Raw genomic sequence first — 22,558 nt, 5'->3', positions numbered from 1 at the left:
AGGTTTTAAATATTCTCTAAGGAGAGGAATAAAATAGCGCGAAGTCTCAAAGTCTATTTGACTTCTGAATTCTGAATTCTGCTGGATCTCAACAATGTACCAATGAGGTAAGGCAAGATTTATCCAAATACCTCTGCCTTAACTCAATTTAGATTAAGGAGAAAAATCATGTCAAACAATCAAAGCATTTTACAAGACTTGGGTTTGGTCGAAGAACTTGACGAACAAGCTGGTGAAACACTTACTGGCGGAGTCGAGGTGTTTACCGTTAAAAACGCAACGGGATACTATATCCCCTACACTGTCGATGGTACACAAACAAACTATCCAAACCCTGGAGATTCTGCTATATGGACTGCCTACGGCGGAGGAATCATTAGATTTGACAAAGACGGTAGAGACGGCTATGAGGATTACAAAACATACAATTTGGCCGATGGGAAAGTATATGAATTTCAAGACAACAAGTCCACTCCTGGTAATCCATACGATATAGACCTCTATAGCATTGCGTAAATTGTCAGCAGATTTACTGTTTTGAATCTCTCAAACATACTGTAAATGGGTTACAAGGCAAGCGCAAATAACTTTTTAGCGCGTCAGCCAAGCTGTCAAAACTCTGAACTGACAAGCCAAACGCTCAATTAAGTCGGGTCATTTGACCCGACTTTATTTTCTGGCCAATAATTGCACTTGAAAATGAAATACCAGATTGTTCTTCAACAGAGTGAAGAAGACTGTGGTGCTGCTTGCATTGCCACAATCGCCAAACATTACGGACGCACCTTTACCCTCAACCGCGTCCGGGAAGCGGTAAGTACCGGTTCGCGAGGCACGTCCTTATTGGGCTTGAAGCGGGGAGCGGAAACACTGGGATTTAATGCCCGCCAAGTCAAAGCCACTCCCCAACTCATCGACCAATTGCACCAAATATGCCTACCAGCCATCATTCACTGGAAAGGCAACCACTGGGTAGTATTATACGGTCAAAAAGGCAAAAAATACGTAATTGCCGACCCTGGTCTTGGCATCCGCTATCTCAGCCGTCAAGAATTAATGCCGGGTTGGGCTAATGGCGTGATGTTGCTTCTCGCTCCTGATGATAGTCGCTTTTATCACCAAGAGTCTGATCAAATCGGTGGTCTTGGGCGTTATATCCAACGAGTTTATCCCTATCGTTTTATTATTGCCCAAGCGATCGCTATCAACATCGCCATTGGAATCCTTTCTTTGGCTACTCCGTTTATGATGCAACTGCTGACGGATGATGTGTTAGTGCGAGGAGATACCCAACTGCTAACCACTGTAGCAATTGGGGTGATAGCTATGAACCTGATTAGAAGTGTGATTGGCTTAGTGCAATCTCATCTAATTGGTCACTTTGGTCAAAGATTACAATTAGGGCTAATTTTGGAATATGGACGCAAACTGCTACATTTGCCTCTCTCCTACTTTGAAGCCCGACGCAGTGGAGAAGTTGTTAGCCGGATTTCTGATGTTCATGCCATCAATAATCTTGTTTCTCAAATTGTCCTCGGTTTACCCAGCCAATTTTTTATTGCTGTAGTTTCCTTAGCTTTGATGCTGTTTTACAGTTGGGAACTGACTTTAGCTTCCATCGCCGCTTTTATCGTGATTACGGCTGTGAGTCTGCTGTTTTTGCCAGCTATCCGCCAGCAAACCCGCAATATGATTGTTTTGGGTACAGAAAACCAAGGCTTTCTCGTGGAAACCTTTCGTGGTGTCCAAGTGTTAAAAACTACCCAAGCTACACCCCAAGCTTGGGAAGAGTACCAAGGGAATTACGGTCGGCTGGCTAACTTGGCTTGGACTACGATGAAATTAGGACTTTACAGCAGCACCCTCGTCGGTGTTCTTTCCACTTTCATTAATATTGGTGTCCTCTGGATAGGTAGCAGCTTAGTAATTAATCAGACTCTAAGTATCGGGCAATTAATCGCGTATAACGGACTGAGTGGTAACTTTCTCGGCTTTCTCGGTTCTGCCATTGGCTTACTTGATCAATTTATTACCGCTCAAATAGTCATTCAACGCTTAACGGAAGTCATTAATGCGACTCCAGAAGATGAAAATGATTTTAAAAAGCCTTGGGCACAAATTCCTGGGGATGCAGAGATTACCTGTACTCACCTCAACTTCCACCACGCAGGTAGAGTTGATCTATTGTCAGATTTTTCCCTAACTATTCGCGGTAGTCAAGTAATTGCTTTGATTGGTAAATCTGGGTGCGGGAAGAGTAGCCTAGCTAAATTAATTACTGGTTTATACAAAAGCCAGTCGGGTAATATTCGTTATGGTCTTTACAACCAGCAAGATTTGTCTTTAGAATGTCTGCGACAACAGGTAGTGTTAATTCCCCAAGAACCACATTTTTGGAGTCGTTCAATTATCGATAATTTCCGCTTCAGCTATCCTGACATTAGTTTTGAAAGTATTGTTGAAGCTTGTCAGATTGCCGGTGCAGATGAGTTTATCAGCAAACTGCCCGATAAATATCAAACTATTTTAGGAGAATTTGGTGCGAATCTTTCTGGGGGACAACGGCAAAGATTAGCGATCGCAAGGGCAATAGTTACTCAACCCCCGATTCTGATTTTAGACGAATCGACAAGTGCCCTCGACTCGGTAAGCGAAGCCCAAGTACTAGATCAATTGCTTTACCATCGCCAGGGTAAAACTACTATTATGATTAGTCACCGTCCAAAAGTCATCCAGCGAGCCGATTGGATTGTCATGCTAGAACTTGGACGCTTACAAATTCAAGGTACACCAGAAGAGTTGCGTCAAATCAAAGGCGACCATTTAAATTTCTTAGATGATATTGTGACATCAAAAAATGATTTAGCGATCGCAGCTTCTAGTTCTTACCTTAACAACAAGCCGGCTGCCATTAATTAAATGATATTTTATCTTTAACACTGCACTAAACTATGGTTAGCAAGACAGATTTTGTATCCCCAATTCAAACAAACGAATTTTTACCACCAATTAGTCGTTGGACTAGCTTTGGCGGCATGATTATCCTTGGCATTCTCAGTTTAGCAATTCCAGTTGCAGCGATCGCTAAATATAAAGTCACAGTTAAAGGACAGGCGGTTGTTCGTCCAATCGGTGAATTGCGGGTTGTGCAAGCCACAACCGAAGGTCAAGTAATGCATATTTATGTCAAACAAAATCAAGTTGTTAAAAAGGGAGATGCGATCGCAACCATTGACGATTCCCGTCTGCAAACTAAAAAAAGTCAACTGCAAACTAATATCCAACAAGGTAAATTACAACTGGTGCAAACCTATGCCCAGATTCAAGCCTTCAACAGCCAGATTCGCGCCGAAACCGACCGCATTCACCGGATTATTACAGGTGCCCAAGCCGAATTGAGCGGTCGCTACCGACAATATCAAGATAAAAAAATTACTACTGTTTCCGAGTTGGAAGAAGCTGATGCCAATATCAGAATTTCTGAAAGAGAATTGCAGATAGGTAAGGAACAGTTAAAAACAGCACAAGCAAATCTCCGTGCCGCCGAAGCGGCTTTGGGTGCAGCCACATCGAAAGAAAACCGTTATCAGGGCGTAGCCGCAGTCGGTGCCCTATCTAAAGACCAATTTGAAGAAGCACAACTGCTTGTGAAACAGCAACAACAATCAGTGGAAGGGCAAAGAGGCGCCGTTGAGGCCCAAAAACAAACAATTGAACGGTTACAACAAGCACTATCTGCTACTGTAGCAAGACGAGAACGCGCCCAAATTGCCCTCAACCCCAGTAATGCTGAAGTTGCTATTGCTACTGAGCGCATCGCCCAAGAAAAAGCCGCAGGAGAAAGCAACAAAGCAACTTTAGAAAAGGATCGCCAAGCCTTAGTTAAACAAAAAATTGAACTTGAAAAACAGCTAGAACTGGATACCAGCGAACTTAAACAGATAGAAATAGACTTAAGTCAAACCACCATTACAGCTACTGCTGATGGGATTATTTCTCAACTCAATCTCCGAAACTCCGGTCAAACCCTGCGTGCTAGCGAGGAAGTGGTGCAAATTGTTCCTAGCGATGTCGCTCAGGTTTTAAAAGCAGCAGTGGCATCTGAAGATAAGAACAAGTTAAAAATTGGTCAAAAAGTCCAAATGCGGGTCAGCGCTTGTCCTTACCCAGATTATGGCACGCTCAAGGGCAAAGTGCAGGCGATTTCTCCAGATGCAATTACTCCCCAAAAGAATAATAGCAATTCATCTAATGACACGTCTGTTACTCGGCAAGCACCAACGGCTGGTAGTTACTACGAAGTGACCATTGAACCAGAAAATCTGATTTTAGGTAAAGGTCAAAATCAGTGTCACATTCAATTAGGAATGGAGGGCAGGGTTGATATAATTTCCCGCGAAGAGACTGTACTGCAATTCTTTCTTAGGAAGGCGCGACTAATTGCAGATTTCTAATGTTTTCTGAGGAATATCAAAAAACAGATTAGTTTCAATTGATGGGTAAGCAAGTTCCAAGAAATAAATTATCCTAGAAAACGAACCACAGAGGCGCAGAGGGCACAGAGGGAAGAAAAAAATGCTTAACCGAACCGTATTACATCATAGCCCCCTCCTCGCTTGCGGGGAGGGGGTTGGGGGTGGGGTTCTTCTACTTCACAAGGTCGGAGAACCGCTATACTACAAACCCTTCATTACTAGCTTGGCAAAGTAGTAGTTAATCTGCTGTTAAAGGTAAAAACTTCGCCCGTTTGAGTGCTAGCCAAATCAGTACCAGAATAATCAGGACATTGTAAATCAGCGCCGAAATGATCGCACATTGGGACATCTTTTATACGATAATTTCGCTAGATTTCGCGCCATTTCTGGACTTGACCTTCTTATTCTTCACCCTGATTTGCGGTAAATCCTTTTTATCTTTGTAAAAGTAACAGATTTCCACTAGAGTTGGCCATATTTCTAGAGAACCGTGAAATTGGCTAATGACATCATCGATAATTCTGGAAACGTTTTGCTGAAAAAAGTCTGGTTCAAACCCATAAAATACTCTCGATAAGTTCTCAGCAAATAATTGCAGGGACTGCTTACGTTCTTCATTCTGGGTAGACATTGAGGCTTTGACTACCTGGCTGTGGATAGCAGAGATTTTTTCCAGGATTTCTTCCGAGTCTAGCAACGTCACCTCGCCAGAGTAATCAAACTTGATTCCCAGATCATCAAGATGATAAACACTGCTTTTAATCTTCTTTTTCAGTAGACTACATATTTCCTCATTAAAGAGTTCACTAGCGAGAGGATTACGCATGTAGTTATTTCTAATGTGGTTTTGGACAGCATCAACGTGTGCAGCCACAATCCCCTCTTGCTGTATCCAAATTCTGTAGATATAATCTTCAAACCTCAGCCGAGTTGGAAAAAATGGTGGCAACCCTAGCTGATTATCATATCCAGCGACTCCACAATCCATTCTCCAGTTTTTGTTAGTAATGACAGGTCGAAAATTGGTAAGAATATAAAAATCATTCAGGTCATTTGGATTAATTTGGTTTTCATCATTGAGATACATCTGAATAAAATCAAGTGTATCGATATCATTAGTTCCTGTGCGAAAAGTCTGGGCAATCTTAACGATCGCATTATTCAATACTCTCCCCTCTTGTAATAAGAGGCTGTTTTCCCGAAAGTAACCCTTAGTCGTATTAGTTTCTAAATCCATTGCTGTATCAACAACCAATTCTCCAGCCTCGAAGTTTTCCGGTACATGGCTGGCTTTTTGACCTAGAACATCACCAAAAGCTGTGAGTAAGTCAAAAGATTTATGGACGTAGCCGCCTTGTTGATTGGACTTGATTAATTTACCTCGACATATTTCATGGCCTGTTAAAGATTCTGGGCTAGTTTCAATTAATGCATCTGGTCGCATATCGTCATCTGCACTAACCATTAAATGACCAAGGGTATACATCAGCGTGAAGTTGCGATTTCCTCCATAACTAGGTCGAAATAAGTTTTTAACTAGTGATTCCAGCTTGCGATCGCGCAGTCTTTCATTTAAAAATGTAATAAATTCTTCTTTCTGTTGGGGCCCGACATAAAACACATCATTGACAGTCTTAGTCTGTTCTAAAATCGGATAATATTTCTCGTGGTTGGCAATGCTGGAATCATCAAAGACGATAATTTTTAAAGCATGACCATTTGCCCAGAAATTCTCATCATACTTTTCGATGGTCTGTGCTACATCTCTCAGTCGATGAGTCGGAATAACAAATATCGTCTCTTTTTGTTTCATAAAATGTGTTCAGGTATATCAAATGAAGTTTCAAAACTTCAAACTCTGTTTAAATGTCCTCAACCTACCAATCACCGAAACAGTTCTGAATGCATCGCTTTTGTTGCACTCTCATCAGGATTAGTCAACTAACTTAAACTGATATATCGCTACCGATTCCCAGCTTCTTTTTACTACGCTCCAACTGTTTCCAGAGTGCTTCAATTTGACTGAAAGCTTCTTCTGAAGATATTTTTCCCCCAGTTTCTAAACTAGTGATGTAGCTAATTCTTTGAGTAAATTCTTGGAGATTGGCATTAAATACTAGGCTCTTTGGCTTAACTTGACCGTAGTAGCTACTGCGAGGGTAGAGAAAGCTATTTTTATCTTCATAATTGGACTGTGCCATTAATTTATTCCTGATGAAAAACTTTATTTTTTTAGCTATTGGGTGGCTGATTGCAGCGATCTGATATTATTCCATTTGGTAATACTGTTTCGCAGAGAGTAACAGAATTATGACCCTGGATGTAGTTGTTTTTTGAATTGAAGATTCAAAATCCAAAATCTAAAATTCGGTGAGGAATTAAAGGTTATCTTCCTATGGCGATTTGGAAGGCTTCAGCAACAGGCCCTAGAACCAAAACAGGAAAAAATGTCAATGCTCCCAAAATCAAAATGGTGGCGGCAGTGATGCTGGTAAATAGTTGGGTATCTGTATTTAGGGTTGCGATTGAAGTAGGTACGGGTTGCTTGCACGACAGGCTATCAGCTAGTAGCAACAAAGCAATGATCGGAATAAACCGTCCCATCCAGAGAGTAAATGCTGTTGTCAGGTTCCACCACAAAGCAGTCGGGGCGGGTTGGGTGTCTGCCAAGCCTTCAAAACCAGAGCCGTTACCCGCCGCCGCCGATGCATACTCATAAATCACCTGCGTAAAACCATGAAAGCCAGGATTACTCATACCTGCAAGTTGGTCAGGAAAAGCTAGGGTAATAGCACTGGGCAGCAAAATCAATAGCGGGTGGATCAGAATAATTACACTTGCTAGGGTAATTTCCCGTTTCTCGATTTTTCGTCCCAAAAACTCTGGGGTTCGTCCCACCATTAAGCCAGTCAGGAACACTGCCAAAAACATATACACCACCAAAGAAGCTGCCCCAGTGCCCATTGCTCCCCAGATTACTTGCAAAAACAGATTGAGCAAAGCACAAAATCCACCGGATGGCATCAGCGAGTCGAACATTCCGTTAGCAGAACCAGTCATGGTTGCTGTTGTGGTGATGGCGAATAACGCAGTTTCCGCCCAGCCCAACCGGACTTCTTTACCTTCCAAATTGGGCTGCTGACTACCCAACAGGGCATTGACGGCGGGATTGCCTTGATACTCCCCGATCGCAGTCACGCCAATTAAGACTACAAAAATCGCGAACACCATCCACAATAGTCGGCGACTCTGTTTTAAGTTACCGATGAAGATACCGTAGGTATGAAGTAATGCCGTGGGAATCAGTAACATTGTCACCACTTGCAGCAAATTTGTACCGCCATTAGGATTTTCAAAAGGATGAGCCGAGTTGCCACCAAAGAAGGCTCCACCGTTCTCACCCAGCATTTTGATGCTTTCAAAGTGGGCAATTGGCCCACGAGCGATCGCCTGAGTTGCTCCCTCTAAGGTGGTAAAATTTACAGGCCCGGCCAGGGTTTCGGGTACACCACCCAACATCAACAACACCGTACTGACAATAGCCAAGGGTACCAGGACTCGCGTCATCGAGCGAGTCAAATCCACATAAAAGTTGCCCAAAGGTCTACCTGTTAAGCCGCGAATGAAGGCAATTCCCACCGCTAATCCCGTAGCAGGTGCAACAAACATTAAAAAGCCCAAGGCTGTGATCTGGCTCAGATACGACATTGTGCTTTCTGGTACATAGTGTTGCAAATCAGCAGCAACTAAGAACGAAATGGTAGTGTGTAATGCTGTGTCCCAAGTGGGCATCCCTAAATTGGTAGGATTCAACGGTAGTAAGCTTTGAAATCCCAGCAGTAGTAGCGCCAAAATTGCCATTGCTGTATTGCTGAGTAGAACAGCGATCGCATATTCTCTTCCAGTCATGCTCTTTTGCGATTCAATACCGATGAGGAGATAAATTAAGCGCTCCAATGGGTTCATCACTGGATCGAGCCAGGTTTTGTGCATGAAAAAGACTTCAGCTAGGTAGTGTCCTACGATTGGCACTAACATTACAACCAGGAATAGGGTAAGGAAGATTTGCACAAAGCCTTGGAGCATAATTGGGAAGCTTGGCATAAAGCGATCGCCGAGAAATTCACCTATTTAGGCATGTATTCAGAGCAATTGAGTGCTTGTTTAGTTAGAGCAATGGAAGGGTGTACTGCACACTTTAGATAATGGTTGTTGTTAAAAAATTGGCAGTTTTTACAGGGATGTTGCCGTAAATGTTTGATGCTTACTGTTTCGTCTTTATCTTGTACCGCATTTTCTGGGGGATCTTCTACTGCTTTGCAGACAGATGAAACAAGAAAAACGACGATTCCCCAAACAATCATGAAGGAAATGTGAGCCAAAAATACTGCTACAAAGGGAACGTCTCCCTGATGTGGTTTTGGATCATTATGTATTGCCTTAGCTAGGTTAGCTTCAATCAAGGTGGATTGATGAACACTTTTTTGGGTGGATACATCAAGTCGGAAAAGCTCCGAATTATGCATATTAAAAACCTTTAGTTAGTCGAACTCATATTCAGTAAAGGTCATCTACAATTAAACATCTTCAGAAGATAGCATGAGCAGAGAATAAGTAAATGTTCATCTGTCTAATAATATGTGGAATTGAAACTAGTTATTACCTCTGAATCATCTGAATCAACAGATTGGCTGGCTGTTGGTCGAGCTTCCAGTAAGCAATAGTTGAGGGAGTAGTAAACAGAGTGAATTTTCTTGAGAGTGACTTTGAGAGCGGGAACCATCATGGGATGGGTTGCGATCGCTAAGATGTAGTCTCCAGCAAAAATTGGGGGATTATCTGTTGCTGAAATGACTTGACTTTCTCGTAAAATTCCTAGAAAAACGCATTGATCGGGTAACTGAATTTCAGTTAAATGAATGCCACAGTAAACGCTATTAGCTTGGATTAAAACACCAAACAGGCTTGGTTCTAAAGCTTTTTTATTTTTTAACACGAAACATTTTTTAACTCTAATAGTATTGTGCAATATTTTACAGACAAAATTTTTTTTATTAGATATATTTTCAGGATATATAAAATGTATTAAACAAATAAAATATATGTTTATTGATTAGCTTTGGAGGCATATATTTAGAGATATAGCTTTGATATAGCCCTACTTAATCATTCGTGTATAACAAGATTCCCGACTTCTTCAAGAAGTCGGGAATCTCAGCCTTTCGATTTTAATTTGGAATTTTAACTCATCAGTACCAATGACAAATGACTAATGACTAATGACTAAATCGGCGGGCAGCTATCCCGGACACCCCTTGAAGAGGTGGGATTCCCGCCGATTTTCTTTGAATTGTTAAGCCTTAATCTGATCCAGAGCTAAATTCAGCTTCAACACATTAACCCCAGGCTCACCAAAGATGCCGAGAAAGCGACCATCGGTGTTTTGAGCAATCAAAGTTTCCAGTTGGTTCGGCTGAAATCCTCGCGCCTTTGCCACTCGTGCAATTTGCGCGATCGCAGCTTCGGGGGTAATGTGAGGATCAAGGCTGGAACCAGAGGTGTAGAGTAGATCGCCAGTCGGCTGCACACCTGCTTTTTTCAGACGATTCAAGTCACCTTCAATTTTTTTGCTGGGGTCGGGGTCATCTTTACCTTTGATGCGTTCCAGTAAGGCGGGATTACTGGGAGCTAAGTTACTAGCACCGGAAACCCCAGTTTTCAAAACTCCCCCATCGTCCTTTTTGGGATCAGCTGTGCTGTAACTGGTGGTACTGGGACGACTGTTAAAATAGCGATCGCTAGTAAAAGGTTGACCAATTAAGGCAGAACCCACAACTTGACCGGCGCTATTTTTCAGTAGACTACCGTTTGCTTGAAACGGAAACACAATCTGCCCAATCACAATCATCGCAAAAGGATAAATAATTGCGCCGATGACCCAAAGTACCAAGGTAGAACGAATAGCTCTGCTAGCTTCACGTGCAAAACTCATTAGAATTTCTCCGGTACAAACATGACAAAAAATAAATAGATGGAAAGCCCTAGCGTCACTATTCCTAACAGCCCCAATCCCCAAGATTGACTGCGGGAAAGTTGTTCACCAGTAGCTGCATAGACCAGAGGTGCAACCACTAGGTTGAAACACATCGCCAAGAACAAATACAGTGGCAGCTTTTGTCTACGCCATTGACACCAGATTTCAGTTATTTCTTCTAATACTTGGGATGCAGCGATAGTGCGTCGGTTCTGAACGGCTTTCATAGTTAGTGAATTAAGACAAAGGTAAGATAATATCTATCAGTTTGATGGCAATGAAGGGAGCAATGATGCCACCAAGGCCATAAATCAAGATGTTGCGACGTAGGAGTTGATCTGCGGTTAAAGGCAAGAACTTTACCCCTTTGAGTGCTAGCGGAATTAATGCCGGAATAATCAAGGCGTTGTAAATCAGCGCCGAGATGATCGCAGATTGGGCACTCTTTAATCCCATAATATTAAGTGCCCCGATTCCAGCAGCTGCAAAGATAGTGGGAATGATCGCAAAATACTTAGCGATATCGTTAGCGATCGAGAATGTTGTCAATGCTCCACGAGTAATCAGCAACTGTTTACCTATGGTTACTAGGTCAATTAGCTTTGTGGGGTCAGAGTCTAAATCCACCATATTAGCAGCTTCTTTGGCAGCTTGTGTCCCAGAATTCATCGCCACACCCACGTTTGCTTGAGCTAAAGCAGGTGCATCGTTAGTACCATCTCCGGTCATTGCCACCAGTTTACCCTGAGATTGTTCGGCGCGAATCACCTCAATTTTGTCTTCTGGAGTCGCTTCGGCAATGAAATCATCCACCCCAGCCTCTTCGGCAATCACCGAAGCGGTAATCCGATTGTCACCTGTGAGCATGACGGTGCGAACACCCATACGCCGGAGTTGGTCAAATCGTTCCCGCAGACCAGGTTTCACAATATCTTTGAGGTAGATGACACCATAAATCTCGTGATCTTGGCAGACAGCTAAAGGCGTACCTCCTAACCGGGAAACTCGCTCATAAGCTGCGTCTGTATCATCAGGAACCTGGCCGCCACGGGAACGGACAAACCCTTTAATGGCATCCACTGCTCCTTTACGAATTTGTTTACCATTGGGTAGATTTGTGCCGCTCATCCGGGTTTTTGCGGAAAATTCTACACCTTCGGCTTTGTCGATGTTAAAGTCCACCGCAGCTTGGGACTTTTCTGCTAAAACTACAATGGATTTACCCTCTGGCGTTTCGTCAAATAAGCTAGCAGCGAGGGAAATTTGTGCCACGTCTTTTAGTGAGTGATTATTCAGAGGAATAAACTCATCAGCCATCCGGTTCCCCAAGGTGATCGTACCTGTCTTATCCAGCACTAGGGTGTTGATGTCGCCACAGGCTTCTACTGCTCGACCAGAGGTAGCGATGACATTAAATTGGGCAACCCTGTCCATCCCAGCGATACCGATCGCACTGAGTAAACCACCAATAGTTGTCGGAATCAAAGCTACCAGTAGCGAGATCAGAATCGCAACGCTAGCACCCGCACGCAAACTGTTTCCCGCCTCAGCCCCAAACGCCGTACTGATAAAGCTGGCAATGTAGCCAACGAAGGGAGGGATTGTTGACACTACAATCAGGAATACCTGTGTTAACACTGCCAACAATACCGTTAAAGCAATTTCATTGGGAGTCTTGGTGCGTTGTGCCCCTTCTACCAGGGCAATCATGCGATCGATAAAACCTTGACCAGGGTCAGCACTAATGCGAATTGTCAACTCGTCGGAGAGTAGGCGTGTGCCTCCTGTCACCGAACTGGCAATATCTGTACCTGGTTGCTTGAGTACAGGGGCAGATTCCCCAGTAATCGCAGACTCATCCACTGAGCCAATGCCTTTAATGACATCCCCATCGGCGGGAATCATGTTATTTGCAATCACCTGGACTAAATCGCCCCGTCGCAGTTCTGTGGAATTGACTTGTTCTATAGAACCATCGGGGAGGATTTTGTTAGCGATCGTATCCGATCGCGTCGATCTTAGTGAATCAGCCTGTGCTTTGCCGCGTCCTTCAGCTACGGCTTCGGCAAAGTTGGCAAAAACGAGTGTGAAAAAAAGAATGAAGGTAATCAACCCGTTTAACAGGCGTTGTTGGTTCATATCTGCCTGGATTGTGCCAAACAGATTTGGGTTAAGGGTAACAAGGAAGGTGACAATTGTCCCCACCCAAACAACAAACATAACTGGGTTTTTTACAGTAATTCGAGGATCGAGCTTGACAAATGACTCACGAATTGCTCTCTGGTAAAGTCCCTGCAAATCGGCTTTGGGGGTGTGCTTGCGCGAGTCACGAGTTCCAGATGGAATACGGGGCGAACGAGAATCAGTAGTAGTTGGCATACATTAATATCAGAGCAATCTGACTGAATCCAAAATCTAAAATCTAAAATCCAAAATTCTCTCAGCCGATGCCTTTGGAGATGAAGAAGGCTTCACCGATGGGGCCTAATGCTAATACTGGGAAGAATGTAAGTGCGCCCAAGATTAAAATCACGCCTGCGGTGACGCCTGTAAATAGTCCGGTATCGGTTCGCAATGTACCAGTTGTGTAGGGAACAGCTTGCTTGCGAGACATACTATCTGCTAACAACAGCAAACCGATGATCGGAATATAGCGTCCTGCCAGTAAACTGAAGCAGGTACTCAGGTTCCACCAGAGGGCGGTTGCAGTAGTTTTGGCGCCTGTAGCGATCGCAAAAGGAGAAGGTTGTGAATCGCCTAAACCTTCAAACCCAGAACCGTTGTTAGCAGCAGCTGAAGCATATTCGTAGATCACCTGAGAAAAGCCGTGAAAGCCGGGATTGCTAATCCCTGCCAATTGGTCAGGAAAAGCTAAGGCGATTCCTGCGGGAATCAAAATGGCGATGGGGTGAACCAGCAAAATCAGGAAGCTAGCAAGCACGACCTCACGCTTTTCAATCTTGCGTCCCAGAAATTCTGGCGTGCGTCCCACCATCAGACCCGTGACGAATACCGCCAGGATGCTATAGGCAAACAAGTAAGCTGTTCCTGTACCCTGTCCACCCCACATGATTTGCAGGAACATATTAGAGAGAAAAATAAAACCACCGGCGGGCATGAAGGAGTCGTGGAAACCGTTGACGGCGCCGCACATGGTTCCGGTTGTACTTACCGCAAATAATACAGATTCTGCCCAACCAAAGCGGACTTCTTTACCCTCTAGGTTCGGTTGCTGACTGCCCAAAAGCGTATTTACAGCCGGATTGCCGTTATATTCTCCAATGGCAGTGACAATCAGAAATCCGACAAAAATTACACTGATCATGCCGTAGAGTAACCAAGCTTGTTTGGTGTTATTTGCAAACAAGCCATAGGTATAGATCAGGGACGTGGGAATCGAAAGCATTGCCACGATCTGAATTAAGTTAGTAAATCCGCTGGGATTTTCAAAGGGGTGTGCCGAGTTGATCGCAAAAAAGCCGCCGCCGTTTTCTCCTAATTGTTTGATAATTTCAAAATGGGCAACGGGGCCACGAGCGATCGCCTGACTGATATTCGGATCTTCCAAGGTAGGGAATACAACTGCACCCGCCAGTGTTTCTGGAACGCCAGCTGCCATCAAGGCGATCGCGCCCACAATACAAATAGGCAGCAAAATTCGGGTAATCGAGCGAATTAGGTCTACATAAAAGTTACCCAACGATCTACCCGTCAATCCCCGAATAAAAGCAATTCCTACCGCCAAACCAGTGCCAGCAGAGGTGAACATGTGGTAGCCTAGCCCCAACATTTGACTACCGTAGCTCAAGTAAGTTTCACCAGAATAGTGCTGCTGGTTGGTATTGGTAATGAAGGAAATCGTAGTGTGTACTATGGTGTCCCAGGTTGGGGCGTCTATCTTGGTCGGGTTAAGCGGTAGCCATCCCTGATTTGCGATGATAAAGAAAATCAGTAACCCCATGACTAAGTTGCTATACAGAATTGCTCGCGCATACTGCCAACCCGTCATATTTTCTTGGGTTCTAACGCCTACCAAAGAATAAAGCAATCGCTCAACCGGATTTAAAATTGGGTCGAGAAAAGTACTTTGCTCTAGGAATACACGCGCCATGTATTTCCCAAAGAAGGGAGTTATCACTACTATAATTAGTAGCGTTAATGCAATTTGAATCCATCCTTCTAGCATTGAATTAGTCGAACTCCGACATGAATAAATTTCAAATGAATATCAGATATTTTCTGGCGATAAATCAGAAAAAACTATATCGCCATTATTATTAACTAACCTATAACTATGTGCTTCCTCAATCAATCATCGAGCTTTTTTTTAAAGAACACAAGGTATAATTTAATATTTAAACTAGCCTATACAAGGAATATATTTGTCTATATATACAAGTCTTCAGAGCGTTTATCTCGATATATATCTGCAAATATAGAAGCACAGCTAAATGCTAAACAAACAGCTATAGCGGTTCTCAATTGCATGGAATACAGGAGCCAGTCGCGTGGGCGGGTCTCCCGACTTGGGCGAACTGGTGTACCACTCGTAGGGAACATTGCTCATTGGTGTCAACTTCAGCTAGAAATCGCTTATCTATTGCCTTCCACGCCCGCCCAGAAATGAATTTCAGAGGCTCATAGCCAAAGTCTACTTCAGTAGACTACGCAAAAAGGCAGTGAAAGCCTTGATTTACCGTAGGGGCAATTCATGAATTGCCCCTACATTTCGTACTTGATGCGTAAGTCCTGTTGTTTTTGAAAAAATCTCAGTAGTCTTGTAGGGTGTGTTAGCGGAGCGTAACAGTCAAAAAGGATTAGTCAGCCTTAATTTTCACCGCTTGGTAGCTGAATTCAAAGGGTGCAACTGGAAGGGGTTTAGTATTTTGATCTAGTGGACTGCTGTTTAAGCCAAAGAAGCTAAACTTGCCGTTTCCATTTACTGTTCCAGTTCGCGGATTGAACGTCAATTGATATTCAGTGAGTACAATGTTGCCTGCTAATGACCCTGATGGGAAACTGAAATTAAATGCCTTAGCAACAATCTTGTTATTTCCAGTACATTTCCAGCTACCTTGTACAACACCAAAGGGTTGGTTATTTGGGTTGGATGAACCCGGAACACCACCAGCATTAGAGTCATTGGCAATGAGATTGCCATCTGCGGTAAGAGTTATAATTTCGCGGTATGATGAGGGTTTACCAGAAGTCGAATTGGTTTGGTTAGCTGTCGCGAGGTATGTGCCAACGACTGCTCGGCTACATAGGTTTTCCGAAGAATCGCTAGCATCAGCCTTGTGCGGATTTATGAAACTCGGAATGGTCAGTGCCAACAAACTACTAATCATTAAACTGGCAATATATCTGCTTTTTTTCATCACAAAATCTCCTGTAACTCTAAGTAGAGAAAGTTGGAACAATATTGAAGAATGAAGTTCAATCAAACAATAAATAAGATGTGCTTCGTCTGAAAAATTCTAGTCAATACCCATGCAAAAACTAGCTCTTTTTCAATTCAAAAGAACACAATTCTTATTAAGTTGCTGTCGCCGCTCAAGCTTGGTAAAACTACTGATTACCTCGGCGCTAAAACTTTCGTATTTGATAGCAATTAAGTATCAATACTGACTATTAAATAATATACATACATCAAAAATATATTTGATAAAGTTTTGATGAAGACTGGAACAAAGGTGTACGTGTACCAGGGCAAACGCATCTTGTCAAGAAGAATGTCTCCATCTCAATAGCCTACTTATTGACAAGATTTTAGGCGATCGCTAACCAACAAAAATACTACTACTAGGGGACTTCCAAATAAAAAAACGTTCCAAATTTTCTAGTGGGATGGGTGTCCCCACCCGTCCCATATTCAGGGTGGGCATCCTGCCCACCCTGAATATAGATAATTTATTTCAGGGAAATCCCAAAAGTCAGGAGGAGGCAGTGCCTTGGGGAAGCCACTGCGTTGGACGGGTTAAGAGACTTGTACTCCTTTGGAGAACCCGCTATGAAACCAACTGCCGTTCAGGAGTCTAATTCATAATTCATAACTGAATTTTGGCGACAAATTCCAAATGCTGAAGTGTAGGCGTGTAAGAAGGTTCTGCCACCAACAGGGCCGATTTCACCGCCACAGAAAAAGCCGCCTACAGGAATATCGTTGAGGTAGCGCCGAAATAGTTCAGAATCGAAGTTGGGTTTACCATACAGTCTTTCACCTCGCCCCACACAGGCAAACATCAAGGCAGCGACAGCAGAGGGTTCAGATTCTCGTTGGTGTTGATAGCTTTGCAGGAGTAATTCTAAGTCTTGGGCAGAGGCTTGGGCATCGCGTAGGTGGAATTGCAGCCTTTGACCAGGACGGACACGATCGCCAATTGCGATCGCCCCAGCTGTTGGATCGACCCCAAGAATACCACGAATTAAAAAGTCTCCTTGCTGCAAAGCCAGCTTAAATTCATCCATTGCTACACCAACAAACAGAGAGTGCTGTGCTAAAGTCCGTTCTTGTTCGCTGAGACTAGCAATCAAATCTCGCAATACCATCAGAGGTACTTTCTCATCTAACTCCAGAATAATATTGCGATCGGCTTTTGTGACTTGCAATGGTTTGCCTATCGGTCGGCATCCTTGGGCGACAATCGTTTCCAAAACAATATTGCCAGTCAAAGCTATACCAACAGTGCCCTCACGATACAGGCTTTGGTGTTCCTCACCGCTAGCATCGTTACAAAATAGGGCAACACGACCACCCATACCCCCACCACTAGCCTGTCCCCCCACAATCACCGATCCTGGATAAGCAAAATCCAGCCCCTGCAACAAATCGTTGATTCCAGAGGCGAAAGAACTAGACAGCAAAATAAACTGGGGTGTCGGTGATGGTGGCACACCGATCAAATCAAGCCAAGCATCTGGTGAACTGTCTAAGTCAGGTAATTCTTCAGCAACAACATGAAAGACTTGAACCTTCACTCCTGGAAGGTGCGCTAAAGTCAAGCTGATAGCTGGTTCAGCTTCCAGTTCATGAGTTTCTCCGCTAACTGTCGTCCCAATCACACCTCCACCACTACAGCCAATTAGCACTGGCACAGAAAGTTTCTCAGCTAACAAGGGTAACAGTCGCGAATACTCACTCGTAAAAGCAGACGAAATGAATACCAGTCCTAGATCCGCAGGTGCTGTTAACGATGAGACAGCTCGTTCTACCACATCTGTAACTGCGGCTTCCAAAGAATGACGGGTTGATAGGGCGTTTGCCCACTGCATTTGGTCTGCCATGAGTTTTGAGCTTCTTTCTCTTTTTAGGCTAGTAGGTTTTGATTTTTTATTTTGGGAAGAATTGCATTTTACAAGAATTGACGCCAGCCCTTTGTCTCCTGCATCCCAAGAAGCTGGGGTTGTTATTCCCTAATATATGGCATCTCAATATATTGTATGATTATTTATCTGTAGTACTGATTCCACAAAATCTTAAAAAATAAAGGTAAATGCATCATAGATGCAGCAGTTTGCTGTATGGGTTAGAAATCAATCGGCTAAAACACTAACTTATGATCAGCTAAATGGTTAGAATGGTTAGTAATCAAGCCAAAAACTGCCATTTGTGAACTTTTTCTATACTAGTATTAACAACACACAACGAGACTAAAGCAATGACCAACATCCAAGAAACAGCAAAGAGCGACATCCAAGAAAAAATCCACGAAGAAGTGGAACAAGCGCGTACTGTCTGTGATATTAACGGTAGTAACTCACCAGAGTGTGCTGCTGCTTGGGATGCAGTAGAGGAATTGCAAGCCGAAGCTTCCCACAAGCGCCAAAGCAAGCCAAAAAACTCTCTAGAACAGTATTGTGATGACAACCCAGATGCAATTGAATGCCGGGTTTACGACGACTAGAAATTGAGGTAAGTGAATTTCTGTTCCTTTGGTCAGCAACTCACAAGACTTCACCTTGTAATACCTGTTCTAAAAATTAAACAACAAATGAATTGGCTGTAGGGGCGTACATATGTACGCCCCTATAAATTTGTTTGTAGTATGAATTTCGTGAAATCGGATGAGTTGGAGAGCCACTTGCTTACAGAAAGAAGTTAGAGCGCAGTCTTGAGACTAACTACTGAGCTTTGTGCTTTATTGAACTATTATCAAGAAGAATTCAGCATGAATTGAAGTCCGACTGACTCCTGAATAAAAGGGTTTAATACCCCTGCCTGATTAAGCGGTCTAAAATCAGGTAGTGGTATAAAACCCCACTTGATTAATTCTGACTCCTGAATTCTTTTTTATCTTTTGAGAAAAACTATGGACTATAATATTTGGTTTCGCCCTTTCGTCTGGATTGATTACCGACTGGCAGTATTATTCCTGGTAATTATTCCGCTAATTCTTCTGATTTGGGCATTTGTGCAAAAAGCACAAAGCATACAACACTTATTGACTATATACTGGCGAATATCAAGCCTGGTGGCAATCACGATTTACTTAATGATTGCCCAGTATCCAATTAGCTTTATCTCTGGGTTGATGGCTCGGATTTTGATCCCGATTTCGCTGTGGTTCTGGGTGGATCTCAACGATGAAATTGAGTATCAAACCAGTGGCTCTTTGAAATTTATTTTTACCTCTTGGCGCTGGGCTACAACTGTTTATTGTATTTTGGGTACACTAGCTTTTATCCCTTTTTTGGGTTGTGCTTTTTCTGGCAATGTGCTGAAAACTCCCTATTGTCGCGTCTGGTTCGAGGCTCCGTTGCTATTCAAAGAATATTTCCATGCTAATAGCAAGGCTGAGTTCTTAGGTTTTCTTGGCATAATTAGTTTAGGAATTTATCTGCTTTACTTAAGCTATTTTGTTCTGATTAAGCTGGGCAAGCAGGGACGCTCGGCCACACCACAGTAACTGTCGCCGCGCCACCGTACCTTACTCTAAAAAAAATGAATTCCATTGGCAAGCGACTGGAACAATACACCGCTAAACGCCCCCAAGAAGTTCTACTTGTAACGGTGGAAATTGCCGATGAGCAAGATACAATTGCTGTTTTCAAAGGCTTTTCCAGTTCTTTGGTGCGCCCAACGGTATTTGATGCAGATGTACCAGTTCTACCAGATGGGGCCAACATCCTCAATATTGACCGAGTAGCCAGTCCTTACAATCCTGAAGTACCCCGTTATATTCAACAAGGACTCTCTTGGGAAGCTATGGAAGCTCTATTATCAGAAGTGGGAGTCTAACTATTGGCAAGAGTCATGTCTCTTGTGTCGCCTCGTTCCTAGTCTTAAGACCTACGGTGTACACACAAGTCGAAAAAAGCTCGATTTTCCATTGTTTCCTCGTTCCCATGCAGAGCATGAGAATGGCTGATTAAGGGCTGCTGCCTCCAGTTAGATATTGAGTTAGATATTGAGTCAGAGACTCAATGAATGCATTCCCATACGGAGTATGGGAACGAGGAAAACCTGATCAAGCTAGGTTTTTAGGATTTGTGTGTACACCGTAGGTCTTAAGACTGGGAATGTATTCAAAAGAGGCTCCGCCTCCCTGACACCAGTCAGGGTAAGGGCTATATCTTAACTTAGTGCCATTCCACTCACAACTAAATTTGTCATTAGACAGAATTTGTTCTGGTAAAAAATCCGCCTCCAGGTGCTAGCAAAAAGTCTGCTAGACCAACCATTATGCTATCTGGCGTGTTTGTAAACATTGTGCAATCAATGACATTTACGATCGCCTACGGCGGGCGGGTACGCCATCGCGCCACAATTCGGCACAACACATGATCTGATGGGAGGATACTGCGTGAAAATTGGTGCTAACTACTTGGGTAACGGAGAGTGTGAATTTACAGTTTGGTCTCCGCTATTAGATAGCGTCACGGTACAAATTTTGACGCCAGAACAGCAGTTAATTCCCCTCAAGCCTCAGTCTCAGGGATACTGGCACACGAAAGTCAACGATGTGTATCCAGGTACGCTTTATCGGTATGTCTTAAATGGCCAAGACACCTTTGCTGATCCGGCGTCGCAGTATCAACCCGAAGGGGTACATGGGCCGTCGCAAATTGTCGATCAAGAATTTGAGTGGACGGATGAAGGATGGGCTGGCATTCCTGTGGAGTCAATGATTTTCTATGAACTCCATGTTGGTACATTCACGCCTGAAGGAACTTTTACCGCGATCATTTCCCGCTTACCAGAACTCAGAGAACTGGGAATTAATGCCATTGAAATCATGCCGATCGCTCAGTTTCCGGGAGACACTCATGTTGAGGCAACTCTTGCATACCGCAACTGGGGCTATGATGGCGTTTATCCCTTTGCTGTCCAAAATTCCTACGGTAGCCCAGCCGAACTTAAGCAACTGGTAAATGCTTGCCACCAACACAATATCGCCGTCGTGCTGGATGTGGTGTATAACCACTTTGGGCCAGAAGGCAATTATATGAGTCAGTTCGCCCCCTACTTTACTAAAACCTATAAAACGCCGTGGGGCGAAGCGCTGAATTTCGACGATGCCCATAGTCAGGGTGTGCGAAACTATTTCATCGAAAATGCGCTGTATTGGTTGCGCGAGTTCCACATTGATGCATTGCGGCTGGATGCGATTCAAGCAATTTACGACTTGGGAGCCAAGCATTTTTTGTGGGAATTAGCGGAAGCGGTTCATCATTTTTCACAACAAGGGCAAAGATGGAAACGCCACCTAATTGCCGAAAGTGATCTGAATAATCCGCAAATAATTCGTCCAGCAGAATTGGGTGGATACAGTCTTGATGCCCAGTGGAGTGATGATTTTCACCATGCATTGCACACACTGTTGACAGGCGATCGCCAAGGATATTATCAAGATTTTGGGCAATTGGCTGATCTGGCAAAAGCTTATAATGATAGTTTTGTCTACGATTGGAAGTACTCTCCCGATCGCAAACGATTTCATGGCGTATCTTGCCGCGATCGCTCTTTATCACAGTTTACAGTCTGCATTCAGAATCACGATCAAATCGGCAATCAAATGAAAGGAGAACGCCTCAGCCAGCGGATCTCTTTTGAAGGATTAAAGTTAGCTGCCGGCGCTGTGCTGCTGTCGCCCTACTTACCCCTGTTATTCATGGGAGAAGAATACGGCGAAACTGCACCCTTCATTTACTTTGTCAGTCACTCCGATCCAGATTTAATTCAAGCAGTTCGAGCCGGACGCAAACAAGAATTTGAAGCATTTCACTATGCAGATGATCCCCCAGATCCCGAATCGGTAGAAACTTTCCTCAGTTCTAAACTCAATTGGGAATTACGCAATAATGGCAAGCACAAAGTTCTGTGGGATTGGTATCGCCAGTTAATTAATTTACGCAAGACGCATCCAGCACTTTTGAATCAAGACCGCAACTCCATCCAAGCGACTAGCGATGAAGACAAGCAGTTGGTCATCGTGCGTCGTTGGTGCGAATCGAGTGAATTAATATTTGTGATGAATTTCAATTCGTCTCCAGTGACAGTTACTCTGCCAATTGGGCATAATGCTAACAAACTATTAGACTCAGCAGATACCTCATGGTCTGGGCCTGGTTCTGAAGCTGCTGAACATCTGTCTGTGGGGCAAGAAGTGAGAGTAAAAGCTACTAGTATAGTCCTCTATGAAAGGGAATGAGGGAGTTAACAATTCAAAATTCAAAATTCAAAATTCAAAAATAAACGAGATGAGGGGGAGAGTTAGAACTTAAAGTTTCAGGCTCAAAGGTGCAACTTTCAAGCTCAAAGGTGCAACTTTCAAGCTCAAAGGTGCAACTTTCATGCTCAGAGGTTCAACGTTCACCCTCAGAGGTTCAACGTTCACCCTCAGAGGTTCAACGTTCATGCTCAGAGGTTCAAAGTTCACCCTCAGAGGTTCAGCGTTCAAGCTCAAACTCCCTCATATCATGCCCGGTTAATTAGTTATGATTCCCATAGTCATTGCACCCCTCCCCGCCGGACTACGGTGTATACACAAGTCAAATTACCCCCCTTAATCCCCCCTTATAAAGGGGGGAAACAGGAAATCTAGTTCCC

Annotated in this window: 19 protein-coding genes; 7 read left to right on the top strand and 12 right to left on the bottom strand. The window is 43.6% G+C overall.

Annotation, left to right across the window (positions count from 1 at the left end):
- Positions 1 to 168: 168 nt before the first annotated feature.
- The 3 genes from HWQ41_RS27050 (at position 169) to HWQ41_RS27040 (ending at position 4,454) form a co-directional block, all read left to right on the top strand.
- Positions 169 to 516, top strand: a complete 348-nt coding sequence (locus tag HWQ41_RS27050; protein ID WP_292770024.1) for a hypothetical protein — start codon at positions 169 to 171, stop codon at positions 514 to 516.
- A gap of 183 nt (positions 517 to 699) precedes the next feature.
- Complete coding sequence (locus tag HWQ41_RS27045; RefSeq protein WP_292770022.1) at positions 700 to 2,919, top strand: peptidase domain-containing ABC transporter; 2,220 nt, start codon at positions 700 to 702, stop codon at positions 2,917 to 2,919.
- 32 nt (positions 2,920 to 2,951) lie between these two features.
- Positions 2,952 to 4,454, top strand: a complete 1,503-nt coding sequence (locus HWQ41_RS27040) for an HlyD family efflux transporter periplasmic adaptor subunit (RefSeq protein WP_292770020.1) — start codon at positions 2,952 to 2,954, stop codon at positions 4,452 to 4,454.
- A gap of 373 nt (positions 4,455 to 4,827) precedes the next feature.
- Here HWQ41_RS27040 and HWQ41_RS27035 read toward each other — a convergent pair whose 3' ends face one another.
- The 11 genes from HWQ41_RS27035 to HWQ41_RS26985 form a co-directional block, all read right to left on the bottom strand.
- Positions 4,828 to 6,288 carry a hypothetical protein gene (locus HWQ41_RS27035; RefSeq protein WP_292770018.1) on the bottom strand — a complete coding sequence of 487 codons (1,461 nt, stop codon included), beginning with the start codon at positions 6,286 to 6,288 and terminating at the stop codon, positions 4,828 to 4,830.
- Between the two features lie 133 nt (positions 6,289 to 6,421).
- The gene (locus HWQ41_RS27030) at positions 6,422 to 6,676 is read right to left on the bottom strand and encodes a hypothetical protein (RefSeq protein ID WP_292770016.1); all 255 of its coding nucleotides are present in this window, start codon (positions 6,674 to 6,676) and stop codon (positions 6,422 to 6,424) included.
- Between the two features lie 184 nt (positions 6,677 to 6,860).
- The gene (gene kdpA, locus HWQ41_RS27025; protein ID WP_292770034.1) at positions 6,861 to 8,561 is read right to left on the bottom strand and encodes a potassium-transporting ATPase subunit KdpA; all 1,701 of its coding nucleotides are present in this window, start codon (positions 8,559 to 8,561) and stop codon (positions 6,861 to 6,863) included.
- Between the two features lie 41 nt (positions 8,562 to 8,602).
- Positions 8,603 to 9,001 carry a hypothetical protein gene (locus tag HWQ41_RS27020; RefSeq protein ID WP_292770014.1) on the bottom strand — a complete coding sequence of 133 codons (399 nt, stop codon included), beginning with the start codon at positions 8,999 to 9,001 and terminating at the stop codon, positions 8,603 to 8,605.
- A 104-nt stretch (positions 9,002 to 9,105) separates the two neighbouring features.
- Positions 9,106 to 9,471, bottom strand: a complete 366-nt coding sequence (locus HWQ41_RS27015; protein WP_292770012.1) for a TrkA C-terminal domain-containing protein — start codon at positions 9,469 to 9,471, stop codon at positions 9,106 to 9,108.
- A gap of 357 nt (positions 9,472 to 9,828) precedes the next feature.
- Positions 9,829 to 10,467: a K(+)-transporting ATPase subunit C gene (gene kdpC, locus HWQ41_RS27010; RefSeq protein ID WP_292770010.1), complete on the bottom strand. Its 639-nt coding sequence runs from the start codon at positions 10,465 to 10,467 to the stop codon at positions 9,829 to 9,831.
- A complete protein-coding gene (locus tag HWQ41_RS27005) occupies positions 10,467 to 10,736 on the bottom strand; it encodes a potassium-transporting ATPase subunit F (protein ID WP_292770008.1) in 270 nt (89 codons plus the stop codon). Before HWQ41_RS27005 ends, kdpC begins: the two co-directional genes overlap by 1 nt.
- 10 nt (positions 10,737 to 10,746) lie before the next feature.
- Positions 10,747 to 12,888: a potassium-transporting ATPase subunit KdpB gene (gene kdpB, locus HWQ41_RS27000; protein WP_292770006.1), complete on the bottom strand. Its 2,142-nt coding sequence runs from the start codon at positions 12,886 to 12,888 to the stop codon at positions 10,747 to 10,749.
- 61 nt (positions 12,889 to 12,949) lie between these two features.
- On the bottom strand, positions 12,950 to 14,695 hold the full coding sequence (kdpA, locus tag HWQ41_RS26995) for a potassium-transporting ATPase subunit KdpA (RefSeq protein WP_292770004.1): 1,746 nt from the start codon (positions 14,693 to 14,695) through the stop codon (positions 12,950 to 12,952).
- 631 nt (positions 14,696 to 15,326) lie between these two features.
- Entirely contained in the window at positions 15,327 to 15,887 is a 561-nt protein-coding gene (locus HWQ41_RS26990; protein WP_292770002.1) for a hypothetical protein, read from the bottom strand.
- A gap of 649 nt (positions 15,888 to 16,536) precedes the next feature.
- Positions 16,537 to 17,793: an FIST N-terminal domain-containing protein gene (locus HWQ41_RS26985; protein ID WP_292770000.1), complete on the bottom strand. Its 1,257-nt coding sequence runs from the start codon at positions 17,791 to 17,793 to the stop codon at positions 16,537 to 16,539.
- Positions 17,794 to 18,167: 374 nt separating this feature from the next.
- Here HWQ41_RS26985 and HWQ41_RS26980 point away from each other — a divergent pair, with 374 nt between their 5' ends.
- The 4 genes from HWQ41_RS26980 to treZ all read left to right on the top strand — a co-directional run bounded on the left by HWQ41_RS26980 (position 18,168) and on the right by treZ (position 22,160).
- Positions 18,168 to 18,413 carry a Calvin cycle protein CP12 gene (locus tag HWQ41_RS26980; RefSeq protein ID WP_292769998.1) on the top strand — a complete coding sequence of 82 codons (246 nt, stop codon included), beginning with the start codon at positions 18,168 to 18,170 and terminating at the stop codon, positions 18,411 to 18,413.
- A 405-nt stretch (positions 18,414 to 18,818) separates the two neighbouring features.
- Positions 18,819 to 19,415 carry a DUF3177 family protein gene (locus HWQ41_RS26975; protein WP_292769996.1) on the top strand — a complete coding sequence of 199 codons (597 nt, stop codon included), beginning with the start codon at positions 18,819 to 18,821 and terminating at the stop codon, positions 19,413 to 19,415.
- Positions 19,416 to 19,450: 35 nt separating this feature from the next.
- A complete protein-coding gene (locus tag HWQ41_RS26970; protein WP_292769995.1) occupies positions 19,451 to 19,747 on the top strand; it encodes a hypothetical protein in 297 nt (98 codons plus the stop codon).
- Positions 19,748 to 20,312: 565 nt separating this feature from the next.
- Complete coding sequence (treZ, locus tag HWQ41_RS26965; protein WP_292769993.1) at positions 20,313 to 22,160, top strand: malto-oligosyltrehalose trehalohydrolase; 1,848 nt, start codon at positions 20,313 to 20,315, stop codon at positions 22,158 to 22,160.
- A gap of 69 nt (positions 22,161 to 22,229) precedes the next feature.
- Here treZ and HWQ41_RS26960 read toward each other — a convergent pair whose 3' ends face one another.
- Positions 22,230 to 22,409, bottom strand: coding sequence for a hypothetical protein (locus HWQ41_RS26960; RefSeq protein ID WP_292769991.1), 180 nt, complete (start codon positions 22,407 to 22,409; stop codon positions 22,230 to 22,232).
- Between the last annotated feature and the right edge of the window lie 149 nt (positions 22,410 to 22,558).

It is taken from the genome of Nostoc sp. NOS(2021) (assembly GCF_017115025.1).
Lineage (GTDB): Bacteria > Cyanobacteriota > Cyanobacteriia > Cyanobacteriales > Nostocaceae > Nostoc.
Note: the sequence above shows the minus strand (reverse complement) of the source record. Positions and strands in the feature narration are given on the sequence as shown.

Excerpts from the sequence above, each read along its gene's own strand:
- HWQ41_RS27050 (WP_292770024.1), top strand. The coding sequence starts at position 169 with ATGTCAAACAATCAAAGCATTTTACAAGACTTGGGTTTGGTCGAAGAA.
- HWQ41_RS27045 (WP_292770022.1), top strand. The coding sequence starts at position 700 with ATGAAATACCAGATTGTTCTTCAACAGAGTGAAGAAGACTGTGGTGCT.
- HWQ41_RS27040 (WP_292770020.1), top strand. The coding sequence starts at position 2,952 with ATGGTTAGCAAGACAGATTTTGTATCCCCAATTCAAACAAACGAATTT.
- HWQ41_RS27035 (WP_292770018.1), bottom strand. The coding sequence starts at position 6,288 with ATGAAACAAAAAGAGACGATATTTGTTATTCCGACTCATCGACTGAGA.
- HWQ41_RS27030 (WP_292770016.1), bottom strand. The coding sequence starts at position 6,676 with ATGGCACAGTCCAATTATGAAGATAAAAATAGCTTTCTCTACCCTCGC.
- kdpA (WP_292770034.1), bottom strand. The coding sequence starts at position 8,561 with ATGCTCCAAGGCTTTGTGCAAATCTTCCTTACCCTATTCCTGGTTGTA.
- HWQ41_RS27020 (WP_292770014.1), bottom strand. The coding sequence starts at position 9,001 with ATGCATAATTCGGAGCTTTTCCGACTTGATGTATCCACCCAAAAAAGT.
- kdpC (WP_292770010.1), bottom strand. The coding sequence starts at position 10,467 with ATGAGTTTTGCACGTGAAGCTAGCAGAGCTATTCGTTCTACCTTGGTA.
- HWQ41_RS27005 (WP_292770008.1), bottom strand. The coding sequence starts at position 10,736 with ATGAAAGCCGTTCAGAACCGACGCACTATCGCTGCATCCCAAGTATTA.
- kdpB (WP_292770006.1), bottom strand. The coding sequence starts at position 12,888 with ATGCCAACTACTACTGATTCTCGTTCGCCCCGTATTCCATCTGGAACT.
- kdpA (WP_292770004.1), bottom strand. The coding sequence starts at position 14,695 with ATGCTAGAAGGATGGATTCAAATTGCATTAACGCTACTAATTATAGTA.
- HWQ41_RS26990 (WP_292770002.1), bottom strand. The coding sequence starts at position 15,887 with ATGAAAAAAAGCAGATATATTGCCAGTTTAATGATTAGTAGTTTGTTG.
- HWQ41_RS26985 (WP_292770000.1), bottom strand. The coding sequence starts at position 17,793 with ATGGCAGACCAAATGCAGTGGGCAAACGCCCTATCAACCCGTCATTCT.
- HWQ41_RS26980 (WP_292769998.1), top strand. The coding sequence starts at position 18,168 with ATGACCAACATCCAAGAAACAGCAAAGAGCGACATCCAAGAAAAAATC.
- HWQ41_RS26975 (WP_292769996.1), top strand. The coding sequence starts at position 18,819 with ATGGACTATAATATTTGGTTTCGCCCTTTCGTCTGGATTGATTACCGA.
- HWQ41_RS26970 (WP_292769995.1), top strand. The coding sequence starts at position 19,451 with ATGAATTCCATTGGCAAGCGACTGGAACAATACACCGCTAAACGCCCC.